This is a genomic window from Xanthomonas arboricola (genome assembly GCF_003353015.1).
Lineage (GTDB): Bacteria > Pseudomonadota > Gammaproteobacteria > Xanthomonadales > Xanthomonadaceae > Xanthomonas > Xanthomonas arboricola_E.
Map to the genome: position 1 here is coordinate 172,635 of NZ_QREM01000008.1, position 12,727 is coordinate 185,361.

Consider the following 12,727-nt stretch of genomic DNA (forward strand, 5'->3'; position numbering starts at 1 on the left):
CAGAGGACATTGAGGTGGGCGCCGGCGGTGCCGTCGTCAGGGTAACGCAGCATTATCGCACGGTCGGCCCCTTTGGGGCCGGGGATTGGGGAATCGGGATTCGGGAATCGCAAAAGCAGGGTGGACCGTCGCGTATCGCGGACCCGCTTCTGCCAATCCCGAATCCCGAATCCCGGCCGCGATCAGCCGCCGGCCTTCAGGGCCACATAACTGGTCGCCTTGCCGTCGGTGACCAGCAGCATGACCACGTCGCCCTTCTTGTAGCTGGACAGCGCGCGGTTGAGGTCGGCGACGCTGCCGACCTTGGTGCGGCCGACGCGGGCAATGACCAGGCCCGGCGACAACGGCGGCTGGGTGCTGCGTGCTGCCGCGCCGGTCACCGCGGCAATACGCACGCCCTCGCCGGCTTCCAGGCCCAGGCGGCTGCGCTCGACGGCGGTCAGATCGGCCACCTGCAGGCCGAGCAGTTCCACGCTGGCCGGGGCGCTGGGCTTGGCGTCGTCGGCAGCGGTGCGCGGTGCAGCGTTGCCGGCCGGGTTGTCCAGCGCCGTCAGGGTGACCGCCACCTTGCGCGGCTTGCCATCGCGCAACACGTCCAGGGTGACCTTGGTCCCCGGCGCCATCAGGCCGATCATCGGCGGCAGGTCGCTGGCGACATCGATCGGCTTGCCGTTGACCGCGCGGATCACGTCACCCACTTCGATCCCGGCCTTGGCGGCGGGGCTACCGGGCGGGATGTCGTTGACCAGTGCACCACGCGTATCCGGCAGGCCCAGGCCCTGCGCCTTGAGCGAGTCGATCGGGCCGACCGCCACCCCCAGCATGCCGCGGCTCACGTGGCCGGTGGCCTTGATCTGCTCGGCGGCGCTGAAGGCCAGATCGATCGGGATCGCGAAACTGATGCCCATGTAGCCGCCGGAGGCGGAGAAGATCTGCGAATTGATGCCGACCACTTCGCCACGCGTATTGAGCAGCGGGCCACCGGAGTTGCCCTGGTTGATCGCCACGTCGGTCTGGATGAAGGGCACGTAGCGCTGGTCTGCATACGGGTTGCTACGACCGGTAGCACTCACGATGCCGGCGGTGACCGAGTGATCCAGCCCGAACGGCGAGCCGATCGCGACCACCCACTGGCCCGGCTTGAGCGTGTTGGAATCGCCCAGACGCACCGTCGGCAGGCCCTTGGCGTCGATCTTGAGCAACGCCACGTCGAACTGCTCGTCGCTGCCGACCACCCTGGCCTTGAACTCGCGGCGGTCGGTCAGCTTGACGGTGACCTCGCTGGCGCCGTCGACCACGTGGTGATTGGTCAGCACATAGCCGTCGGCCGAAATGATGAAGCCCGAACCCATCGACTTGCCGGCGATGCCGCCATCGTCATCGCCGCCCCGGCCCGGCCCCTGGCGCGGCCCGCCCGGCATCTGGAAATCCGGACCGAAGAAGCGACGGAAGAATTCCGGCATCTGCTCGTCGCCGGGCATCGCGCCGCCGTCCTGCCCACCCGGACCACCGCGCCGCTGGCGCGCCATGGCGTCCTTGCGGGTGATGGTGGTTTCGATATTGACCACGCCCGGGCCGACCTGCTCGACCAGATTGGTGAAGTCCGGCAACCCGGCCACCAGCTGCGGCGCCGGCGTGGCGCTGCGGTTGGCGGCAATCGGGGCAACGTCCTTGGCAGCGGGCGCGGACTGCTGCGCGCAGGCGGCCAGCGGCAAGGTCATGGCGATCAGGCCGAACATCTGGGTGCGAATGCGATGGTTCATCAGGTTGCCTCCGATGGCAGGGCGACAGGGGCCAAAGCCCCTGCCATTGCAGGGGTCCGGCACGATAACGGAAGGGGGGACGCCGAACGGATGAAGAGCGCCGGCGGCATCAATCCTGCGGCGGCTGCACCGGCAGCGGCCGGCTTGGCGCAGGGCTGGCAACACCCTGCGGCGCGGGCTCGAACGGATAGAACGCCGTGCCTTGGCCGCCTTGGCGGAAGCTGGCATTGAGCGGACTGTCGCCGGCACCGGACAGCGCCGCGCGCGGCCACGGGCGCGCCTGCAGTGTGGTATCCGGATGCGTGAACGGATTCGATGGCGCCGCAACGGCCGTGGCGGCCGCCGAGGCGGGAGCAGCGGATGCCAGCACGCGGGCTGGCGCCTGCTGCTGCCGCGCCGCGACGCTGCGGGCGGCCTGCTGGTTGCGCGTGGCCGCGCCACGGCGAGCCGATGCCAGCGCGGCAGCCGGCACCGCTGCGGCCAGCGCGGCGACCTCGTCGGGGGCGGCCGGGCCAGGCTCGGCCGGTCCCTTCGGCACCACGGGCGTGGTGGGAGCCTGCGCGGTGGCGGGCAACTGCGCCACGGTGGCGAACACCGGAACCTGGGTGACAGGCGCTGCGGTCTCCGGCAGACGCTCGCGCGCCATGAACAAGGCGATCGCCGCGACCGATGCCGCAATCGCCGCGCCACCGCCCCAGCGCCAGCGCGCCGCCGGACGCGTGGATGGCTGCGCCTGCGGCACCGGCTCATCGGCAATGGCACTGCGTACACGCGCGGCAAAATCCAGCGGTGCCGGCGCGCTGGCCGCACCACGCAGCACATCGCCGCACAGCTGCCAGCGTTCGTGGCAGCCGGCCAGTTCTTCGTCGTGGGCCAGACGCCGCAGCAAAAAGCGCGACTCGTCGGCGCTCAATTCGCCATCCACCAGCGCAGACAGCTGCTGGCGGTAGTGGCGCTCGAACTTGTCGGTGGTGGACATGGCAGGGTTATGGCTCATACACGGTGTCGCTCACGGGTAGCGCTGTCGGTCTCCAGCAGAGGCCGCAGCTCGATGTCGATGGCCTCGCGCGCCCGGAAGATGCGCGAGCGCACCGTCCCGATCGGGCAATCCATCTTTCGCGCGATTTCGTCGTAGCTCAGCCCATCCACCTCGCGCAAGGTGATGGCCGACCGAAGTTCTTCCGGCAGGGCTTGGACCGCACGCATCACCGTTTGTTCCAGCTCCTGTCGCATCAATTCGCGCTCCGGGGTGTCGGTATCGCGCAAGCGGGTCGCCCCATCGAACTGCTCGGCATCGCTAATCTCGATGTCGTCGGTGGGCGGCCGGCGGTTGTGCGCCACCAGATGGTTCTTGGCAGTGTTGACGGCAATGCGGTGCAGCCAGGTATAGAACTGGGAGTCGCCGCGGAAACTGTTGATCGCGCGGTAGGCGCGCACAAACGTATCCTGGGCCACATCCTGGCATTCGCTCCAGTCGGCGATGTAGCGCCCGATCAACGCAACGATCCGGTGCTGGTATTTGCGCACCAGCACATCGAACGCCGCACTCTCGCCGCGCTGCACACGCCGGACCAGTTCCAGGTCCAGCTCCTGAGGTGTATCGACTTCGGCCATGTCGGGCCGCACTCCTGTCAGCCCACCGAAGTCGGGCAATGAGACAACCATTGAAGGGAAAAGTTCATACCGATCCATACGATCGTCACGCAACAGGCTAGCTGCACCGATGCGTCACTGGCGACGCCTCGCGCCGGGCAGCCGCCGCCTTGTCGACGGTATGGGTATTTGACGTGAACGAAACAACCTCTGGATGATAACGACCTTTCCTTATATCTCCGGACGGCCAGACGCATGCTTCCAGGTTTCGACGGGCTCCGATTCAGCCATTGGCAGGCCGACCTGCGCGAGGACGGCGTGGTCGTGCTCAGCCTTGATCGCCAGGGCGCACCGGTCAACGCATTTTCGCAGGAGGTGCTGCTCGAACTGGGCGCGCTGGTCGAACGCCTGGCGCTGGACCCGCCCAAGGGCGTGGTGCTGCGCTCGGGCAAGCCCAACGGCTTCATCGCCGGTGCCGACCTGAAGGAATTCCAGGAATTCGACCGCAAGGGCACCGTCAACGATGCCATCCATCGTGGCCAGCAGGTGTTCCAGAAACTGGCCGAACTGCCCTGCCCCACGGTCGCGGCGATCCACGGATTCTGCATGGGCGGCGGCACCGAGATCGCGCTGGCGTGCCGGTACCGCGTGGCTTCCGACGATGGCAGCACGCGTATCGGCCTGCCGGAAACCAAGCTCGGCATCTTTCCCGGCTGGGGCGGCAGCGCCCGCCTGCCGCGCCTGATCGGTGCGCCGGCAGCGATGGACCTGATGCTCACCGGGCGCACCGTCGCGGCCAAGGCCGCACGCGCGATGGGCCTGGTCGACAAGGTCGCCGCGCCGGCAGTGCTGGTCGACGTGGCCGCCGCGCTCGCGCTCACCGGCAGCAAACGTCCCTTCAAGCAGCGCGCCACCGCCTGGGCCACCAATACCCTGCCCGCGCGCAAGCTGCTGGCGCCGCAGATGCGCAAGCAGGTCGCACGCAAGGCGCGCAAGGAGCACTACCCGGCACCCTACGCCTTGATCAACGTCTGGGAACGCGCCGGCGGCAGCGGCATCCAGGCGCGCCTGGCGGCCGAGCGCAAGGCGGTGGTCAAGCTCGCCAGCACGCCGACCGCGCGCAACCTGATCCGCATCTTCTTCCTGACCGAGCGCCTGAAGGCGCTGGGTGGCAAGGACGCCGGCGCCGCGGCCCTGGCGCCGATCCGCCATGTGCATGTGGTCGGTGCCGGCGTGATGGGCGGCGATATCGCGGCCTGGGCGGCCTACAAGGGCTTCGAGGTGACGCTGCAGGACCGCGAGCAGCGCTTCATCGATACGGCCCTGGGCCGCGGCGGCGAGTTGTTCGCCAAGCGCGTCAAGGACGAGGCCAAGCGGCCGGCAGTGGCCGCGCGCCTGCGCGGCGACCTGGCCGGGGCGGGCGTGGCGCAGGCGGACCTGGTGATCGAAGCGATCATCGAGAACCCGCAGGCCAAGCGCGAGCTGTACCAGTCCGTCGAGCCGCAGCTCAAGCCCGATGCGTTGCTGACCACCAATACCTCGTCGATTCCGTTGACCGAGCTACGCGGGCATATACAGCGCCCGGCGCAGTTTGCCGGCCTGCACTACTTCAATCCGGTAGCGATGATGCCGCTGGTGGAAATCGTGCAGCACGACGGGCTGGATCCAGCCAACGTTGCGCGCCTGGCGGCATTCTGCAAGGCGCTGGACAAGTTTCCGGTACCGGTGGCCGGCACCCCCGGCTTCCTGGTCAATCGTGTGCTGTTCCCGTACCTGCTCGAAGCGGCCACCGCCTATGCCGAGGGCATTCCCGGCCCGGTGCTGGACAAGACCGCGGTCAAGTTCGGCATGCCGATGGGGCCGATCGAACTGATCGACACCGTGGGCCTGGACGTGGCTGCCGGCGTCGGCGCGGAACTGGCGCCGTTTCTCCGGTTGCCGATTCCCGCCGCGCTGGCCACCGTGGAGCCGGGCAAGCGCGGCAAGAAGGACGGCCAGGGCCTGTACAAGTGGGAGAACGGGCGCGCGGTCAAGCCCGAAGTAGCCAGCGGCTACGCAGCGCCGGACGACCTGGAAGACCGGTTGATCCTGCCGCTACTGAACGAAGCGGTTGCCTGCCTGCACGATGGCGTGGTGGCCGATGCGGACCTGCTCGACGCCGGCGTGATCTTCGGCACCGGCTTTGCCCCGTTCCGCGGTGGTCCGATCCAGCACATCCGCACTGTCGGCGCCGACGCGCTGCTGGCACGCCTGCAGGCGCTGCAGGCACGCCATGGCGAGCGTTTCGCGCCGCGTCCGGGCTGGGACTCGCCGGTATTGCGTGAACCGCTGGCGTGAGGCGGCAGCGGCTCACGCAGCGCTGACCGGAGGCGCAATCGGCTTGCCCTCGATCGATTGCCGCATGCAGCTGCGAGGCGATGCAACCGGGCGCGAAGCACCGGCAAGAAGAACGGCGACCCAGGGCTCGCCGTTCCTTGTTGCAGCATCGTTGGCACAACTCAGAAGCGCAGGCCCAGGCTGGTGAAGAAATAACGACCAGCCTGGTCATAGCCGCCCAGGGAGTTGCCGTTGAAGGTCAGGCTTCCGCCCACCAGCGGCGGTTCCTTGTCGGCGATGTTGTTGATGCCCAGCGTCCAGGTCACGTAATCGCCCAACTGCACCGAACCGGAGAGATCGAAGTAGTTGTACGCCGAGACCTTGTTGTCCTGGTTCACCAGGCGCACGTCGGTGGTGCCACGGGTTCCGTTGGTATTCTCGTAGTCCAGTTCGCCGATGTAGCGCCAGCGCAGACCGACGGTGTAGCGGTCAAAGCTGTAGCGCGTGCTCAGCACATGCCGCCATTCGGCACTGTTGCAGGCCACGTTGACCACGCCGGCGCAGTCGTAGGTCACTTCCTGCACGCCCGGAACCGGCTCGTATTCCTGCTTGAGGGCATAGCTGCCCATCATCGAGGCGGTCAGGCGCCCCGGCCCGATGCTCCATGCGTAAGACGCGGTCAGGTCGATCCCCTGGAAATGCAACGAGCCGAAATTGTCCTGGGAATTGAAGATCAGGCCGGAGACGTCGGGGTCGCTTCCGCGGAACAGATCGCCGGTCGTGGCGTTACGGCGGACGCGGCTGCAGATGTCCGCATTGCCGGTCACACCGCACGCGGTCAGGATGTTGGACGAGCCGATGCTGCGGATCGCGTCGTCGATCTTGATGTCGTAGTAATCCACGCTCAGATCCAGACCCTTGATGGGGCTGGCGGCAAAGCCCACCGTCCAGGTATTGGCCGTTTCCGGTTCCAATGCGGTATTCCCGCCGGCAATTTCGTTGTACTGCCCGGCAGGGTTGGCGGCGACCCGCCCGTACTGCGCGGCGGTCACGCCGGTGTTGGCGCACTGGGCCTGGGTCAGGACCGGATTGGCACCGGCACAGGGGTCGCTACCGCTCCACAGGCCGATCACGTTCTCGCTATACAACTCGGTGATGTTCGGCGCACGGATGGCACGGTTCCAGCCGGCACGCAAATGGTACTTGCCATCGACGAAGGTTGCGCCCAGACCTGCCTTGTAGGTGCTGACGCCACCGGAGGTGTCGTAGTCGGAGTAGCGATAGCCAAGCTGCAAATCGAGAAGATCCAGGCTTCCGGCCTGCGCGACCAGCGGCACCGCGCCCTCGAGGAACAGCTCCTTGACGCCGATGTCGCCGGACACGTTGGAAGTGGGACCGCCCAGCCCGGTGAAGTTGCCGATCTGCATGTTGCTGTCGGCCACGCGCTGGAAGGTTTCCTTGCGGGTTTCCACACCACCGACCAGGCTGATCGGGTTGTCGCCGGCCCACGGCAGGCTGTAACCGAAGTTGCCGGTCACATAGGCATTGAACACGCGCATCGAGGTTTCGTAGTTGACGATACCGATGCCTTGCAGCGCCTGCGCCTCTGCCGCGGTGACACTGTCGGTCCACACGCTGTAGGGCACGCAGCCATCGAACGCGCCGGGCTGGCACCCCAGCAGCGCGTCGCGCACGCGGGTGGTGACGAAATCGTTCCGGTTCTCCGACTTGGTGGTGCTGCGGTTATAGGTAAACGACGCGTCGTAGGACCAGTTGTCGGTGATATCGCCCTGGGCGCCGGCAGTGATGCTGAAACTGTTGGTATCCGAGTCGGTGATGCGCGGGCCACCTTCGACGTTGCGCTTGGCGACATAGACGGTGAACTCGTCGTCGGTGATGCCGACATCGTTGCAGAGGCTGCCGATCACCGAGGTGGCGCAGTTGACATTGAGATCGGTGAAGAACGCGCCCGAGGGCGCGATCTGGGTCGAGCTCTTGCGATTGACGAACAAGGTTTCAAGATACGGCTTGAAGTGCTCGTTGACCTCGTACTTGATGTTGGTGCCGGCCGTGTAGCGCGTATCCGGCCGCTGGTAGTAGTTCAACGGCGCGAAGTTGTAGAGATTCGGGGATGCAACCTGCGACCAGGTCCCGCCGGCCGAAGGCTGCACGTAGAACGCGCCAGCCGACGGAGCGACAACGTAGAAGTTGGCCGGGTCGGCAGTGGCAGAACCACCGCACGAAGTCCCTGCCGTGCTCAGTGCACAGGAAGAGTAATCGCGCTGCCCCTGCAGCAAGGGGTCGTTCTCGCGCCAGGTGGCCCATGCGGTGGCGTGCCCGGCTTCGCCGAAGCTGCCGCCGATCGCCAGGTCCAGGTTGCGGGAGATGCCGTCAAAGCCGGAATTGCCTTTCGGGTAGTCGTAGCCGGCATCGTCCATCAATCCACGCATCAGCGTGTTGCCGTTGTCATGCTGATAGGCGTTGTAGCCCATGTCGACGCTGACGCCCTCGAATTCGTCGTCGAGCACGAAATTGACCACGCCGGCGACGGCATCGGACCCGTACACCGCAGATGCACCGCCGGTCAGGATGTCCACGCGGCGCACCAGCGCGGCCGGAATGATGCTGATATCCGGGCTTTCGCCAATGCCCTTGGGAATGCGCCTGCCATTGACCAGGGTCAATGTGCGCTGCGCGCCCAATCCGCGCAGGTCGACAGTCGCGTAGCCCTGCGAACCGTTGTTGGCGAAGTTGTCGAAGCTCGCCGAAAGCTGCGGATACTGATTGATCAGATCTTCGACCTTGGTCGAGCCGGTGTACTGGAATTCTTCCTTGTTGATCTCTGCCACCGGACTGGAGGCCGTCATCGTCTGGCTCTTGATGCGCGTACCGGTGACGCTGATCGCGTCCAGGCTCTTGAGTTCCGTCGAGGGCTGTTCCTGTGCCATCACGGTTCCCGACAGGGCCAACGCGGCGGCGCCGACCGTGAGCGATGCCCTGATGGCGTCGCGCAACTTGGTGGTCTTCAATCTCATCTCTCTCTCCGAAAGTCCGAACGGGCAAATGCAGTGCGCTGCGTCGGCAGCTGAAGCGGTGCCGGCATGCACTACGACGTCGTTGGCGAGCGCATCGCGCTGCGCTGCCACACTGGCGAACGACCGGACGAAGAAGCGCCCGAAAAAACGTTGCCAACCCGATGTTAAGACCACGTTGAGGAGAATTAAAGCGCCATTCAGAAATGCTCTGAATCGGTGCGGCCAATCCCCAAAAGAGTGCAGGCGTCACGCAAAAACCCCCCTCCACCGCCCTTTTTTTCCACCTACCGGACGATTTGATGCCTGACGCTCGCCTGCCGTCTGCGAACCAGGACCCGCCCGTCGGAAGACTGGACCGAGCGGCCGGTCGGCCGGCACCCGACCGTTACAAGGTTTCGACACCGGGCAGGACCACGCCCGCTGCCTGGAGTCGCTTCAGCAAAGGCAGGAGTCCGTCCAGATGACGGCGAGAGCTATGGACCGACCGTTGGTGGACATCGCCACGCACCTGCGCAGCGCTCGCGGTCACGAACGGCACATTCTCCAGTTCGGTGACGGCGGCACCGCTCGTCAGGCCGCACCAGCTCAGCACCCGCGCGATCTGATCGTCGGTGTCGCGCACCAACGCTTCGTAGTGCACGTCGAGGATGCTGTCGGGCACTACCGCATGCCAGTGACGCATGGTCTGCTGATAGGCCAGGTAGTAATCAGCGAGCTCATCGAGCGCATACGAAAACGGATAGGCGTTGTAGAACAAGGTCTTGTACATCGCATAACACGTATCCAGCGGATCGCGCACCAGATGGATGATGCGTGCGCGGGGCAACGCGGTGGCAATCATGCCGCAGTAGAGGTAGTTGACCGGCATCTTGTCGATGAAGACCGGATGGTCGTGCACCAGCTCGCGGGCCCCGCGCAGATACTCCGCGCCAAGCGCCGCAAAATCGATCTGCAGCGATGCCTGGGCTGCGGTCAAGCCGGGGTTGGTCGCCAGCACGCCGGACGTTGCGCTGCCGAGCAGCGCACCGAAATCCATCAATTCCCCGGCCGAGCGCGCACCGCCGCGCTGGATCAGCAGGCGCTCCAGCAAGGTGGTGCCTGAGCGCGGCAAGCCGACGATGAAGATCGCCCCCTCGCCCGCATCACCCGGCTGCAGTGCGCGCAGGGCATCCGGGCCGTACGCCTGTCGCACCTGGGCGATATGCGCACACTCGGACGCAACGTCGTACTGCAGCGTGTTGCGCTTGCAGGCCGCTGCGGCGGTCAACGTCTCGAACGATTCGGCATGCCGGCCCAGATCCTCCAGCTCCTTGCTCAAGGCGTACAGGCCCGCCGCCCGGGCGGAAGGTTCCGATAGCGTGGTCAAGCGGTGGCGCAGATCGTCCAGATGGTTGTGCTGCCCGGTCTGACGCCGGAGCGTGGCGCGCAGGTACAAGGCATCGCCCGTCGTGGGCGCCAGGTACAGCAGTCGCTCCAGCGTGAGCTCGGCCGCATCGAACTCGCCGCCGAAGAACTGCATGGTGGCAAGGTCGTACAACAAGCCGGGCTGTTCTCCCAGCAAGGTCAGCGCATGCCGATACGCATCACGGGCGGCCGCCACTTCGTGGCAGCCGCTGTACAGCGCGCCGATCCGCCACCATGCAGCACCGTCGGTGGCGGCCAGCGCCTGCGCCTGCGCGGCAACGCGGCGGGCCTGGCGGCGGCGACGCAGCTGCAGCAGCAAGCTTGCGTACTTGATCAACAGCGGCACCGGTGAGGCGGCAACCGCCGCCGCCCGTGCGATGCGGTCCGCCGCACCCTGCGGGTCCCCATTGGCCAGCCGGGCCTCGCTGGCGAGTTCCAGCAGATGCGCATTGCCAGGCTGGTCGGCGCAGGCGCGGTCGGCGAACGCAACGGCCTCGGCGTACCGTCCCTGACGCAGCAGTTGATAGCCGTTGTGCAACAGTACGCGCAGCTGTCTTTCAGTCATCCGTTCTCTTCTGTTGGTTGCGATGCCAGCGGCGGCCCGGCTAATCGATGCGGCGTGCGCGTAGCGCCACCCCGGCAGCGGTCACCAGCATGTAACTCCCCATTGCGGCCTTGCGAATCACCACGACCTCGCCCTCGGCCAGCGGTCCGCGGCTGGTGGCTTCGGTCAGCGCCCAGCGCTGACGGCTATCCAGCGACACGATGCGCGTGCCATCCGTCTGGTACGCCACCGCAAGCACCGTCGCCGTAAGTTGCGCAGGCGATGCTTGCTGCGTACCCGCCGCTGCCGACACCTGCCGGGTGCTGCGGCCGAATGCCCTCACTCCCCTGTCCGCCTCTGCCGCCCGCACCGCCTGGGTTGGCGGGAAACTGGCGTCATAACAGGCAAGCCGCGGCAATGGATCGATGATGGCAGCGCAGCGATGCGTCGGCATGTCCTGCGCCGATGCTGCCCATGCGCAGCTCAGGACTGTCAGACCCACCACCACTGGCTTGTGCATGTGCGCATCTCACTGCTCGACTGCAGCAGAGCATACAAGCCAACCGGCGCGTGGAGGAAAGGCCGACCTGCTCGTCCGGCCGTCGGGCCGATTGAACGCGCCGCTGGCGCCGCCTAAGCTGCAGGTCCCCGCCCCCTGCAAGACTGCCCGGAAGACGCCTTGGACCTGTCCTTGCAGCATGCCGCACGCCTACTGCAACAAGGCCACCTACCGCAGGCGATCGCCGCCTATCGAGCCATCCTGCAGGCGCAGCCCCGCTGCGCCGATGCCTGGTACAACCTGGGGTATCTGCTGCGCCGGAGCGGCGCTGCATCCGCTGCGCTGGATGCGTATGCGCAGGCATTGCAATGCGGTGCGGCACTGCCGGAACAGATCCACCTCAATCGCGCTGCGCTGCTGAGCGAGCATCTGCACCAGGATGCGGCCGCGTTGAAGGAGCTCGACCTGGCACTGCAGTGCCGGCCGGACTACGCCCCGGCCTTGCTCAATCTGGGCAACCTGCACGAAGAGCTGGGCGCACGCGAGCAGGCGGTCGCCGCCTATCGCCGCCTGCTTGCCGGTGCGCACCACGATGCCCCGACACGGGCGCTGCAGCTGCAAGCCGCCGCACGTCTGCTGCATCTGGATCCCCCGACGCAGGCGCACGACCCTCGCCTGCTCGAACTCGAGCAGGCCAGCTCGGTCGCGGGGCAGGATCCTGCGCTGGCGGCCACGTTGCTGCACGCAGTGGCCCATGCCTACGACCGCCTCGGCCTGCACAACCAGGCATTCGATGCGGCCAGTGCCGCCAACCGGCATGGCCACGCCCATGCGAGGCGTTACGATCCGATCCGGACGCAACAGCATTTCGACAGCATCGCTGCGGTGTTTGCCAACGCAAAGGACGCGCAACAGCCACCACCGATGGCTGCGGAAGAAAACACGGTGCTGACCCTGTTCATCTGCGGCATGTTCCGTTCCGGCTCCACCTTGCTCGAACAGGCCTTGTCGCGCCACCCGAGCATTGCTGCCGGCGGCGAACTGGATGCACTGCCGCGACTGGTTGCACAGTCACTGTCGCCGTTCCCGCAAGCCGCACAGCATCTGTCCTCGCACACGCTGGCGCAGCTGGCCGCGGCCTATCGGCACCGTGTGGCGGCAGCCGTTCCGCAACATGCGCAACTGCGCTACATCACCGACAAGCGCCCCGACAACTTTCTACTGATCGGGCTGATCAAACAGCTGTTTCCCGCTGCCAGGATCGTGCACACACGTCGTCATCCACTGGACAACGGGCTGTCGATCTTCCTGCAGCAGCTCAATCCGCAACGGTTTGGCTATGCGGGCCGGCTGGAGGACATCGGGCATTTTTATGCGGCCTACCAGCGCCTGATGGCGCATTGGCAGTCGCTGTATCCGGACAGCATCCACACCTTCGACTACGACGCCTTCGTCGCCGCGCCGGAGCCCACCTTGCGCGCCTTGCTGGACTTCCTGCAGTTACCCTGGGAACCGGACTGCCTGGAGTTCCACAAGGCGCCTGGCGCCGTCAAGACAGCCAGCTACTGGCAGG

General features: G+C 66.4%; 8 protein-coding genes (1 of these 8 running past the window's edge). 2 read left to right on the forward strand and 6 right to left on the reverse strand.

Translation table 11 applies throughout. The features are described from left to right. Window positions 1-182: 182 nt before the first annotated feature. The 3 genes from C0541_RS08770 to rpoE all read right to left on the reverse strand — a co-directional run bounded on the left by C0541_RS08770 (window position 183) and on the right by rpoE (window position 3,377). Window positions 183-1,763, reverse strand: coding sequence for a DegQ family serine endoprotease (locus C0541_RS08770; RefSeq protein WP_115047648.1), 1,581 nt, complete (start codon window positions 1,761-1,763; stop codon window positions 183-185). Window positions 1,764-1,872: 109 nt separating this feature from the next. Next, window positions 1,873-2,760: a sigma-E factor negative regulatory protein gene (locus C0541_RS08775; RefSeq protein ID WP_115047650.1), complete on the reverse strand. Its 888-nt coding sequence runs from the start codon at window positions 2,758-2,760 to the stop codon at window positions 1,873-1,875. After that, window positions 2,757-3,377, reverse strand: a complete 621-nt coding sequence (gene rpoE / locus C0541_RS08780) for an RNA polymerase sigma factor RpoE (protein WP_115047652.1) — start codon at window positions 3,375-3,377, stop codon at window positions 2,757-2,759. The genes C0541_RS08775 and rpoE overlap by 4 nt, the downstream gene beginning before the upstream one ends. 234 nt (window positions 3,378-3,611) lie before the next feature. Here rpoE and C0541_RS08785 point away from each other — a divergent pair, with 234 nt between their 5' ends. Further along, window positions 3,612-5,693, forward strand: a complete 2,082-nt coding sequence (locus tag C0541_RS08785) for a 3-hydroxyacyl-CoA dehydrogenase NAD-binding domain-containing protein (protein WP_115047654.1) — start codon at window positions 3,612-3,614, stop codon at window positions 5,691-5,693. 161 nt (window positions 5,694-5,854) lie between these two features. Here the strand turns inward: C0541_RS08785 and C0541_RS08790 are convergent, their stop codons facing one another. The 3 genes from C0541_RS08790 to C0541_RS08800 all read right to left on the reverse strand — a co-directional run bounded on the left by C0541_RS08790 (window position 5,855) and on the right by C0541_RS08800 (window position 11,175). Further along, window positions 5,855-8,707: a TonB-dependent receptor gene (locus C0541_RS08790; protein ID WP_115047655.1), complete on the reverse strand. Its 2,853-nt coding sequence runs from the start codon at window positions 8,705-8,707 to the stop codon at window positions 5,855-5,857. 385 nt (window positions 8,708-9,092) lie between these two features. After that, entirely contained in the window at window positions 9,093-10,676 is a 1,584-nt protein-coding gene (locus C0541_RS08795) for a tetratricopeptide repeat-containing sulfotransferase family protein (RefSeq protein ID WP_115047657.1), read from the reverse strand. Window positions 10,677-10,716: 40 nt separating this feature from the next. Then, window positions 10,717-11,175 carry a hypothetical protein gene (locus C0541_RS08800; RefSeq protein ID WP_115047659.1) on the reverse strand — a complete coding sequence of 153 codons (459 nt, stop codon included), beginning with the start codon at window positions 11,173-11,175 and terminating at the stop codon, window positions 10,717-10,719. A 165-nt stretch (window positions 11,176-11,340) separates the two neighbouring features. Between C0541_RS08800 and C0541_RS08805 the strand changes: the two genes are divergently transcribed. Beyond that, window positions 11,341-12,727: the 5' portion of a sulfotransferase gene (locus C0541_RS08805; RefSeq protein WP_193725908.1), read on the forward strand. Its footprint extends 86 nt past the window's final position; 1,387 of the gene's 1,473 nt are visible here — the first part of the coding sequence; the start codon lies at window positions 11,341-11,343; its stop codon lies off the right edge, out of view.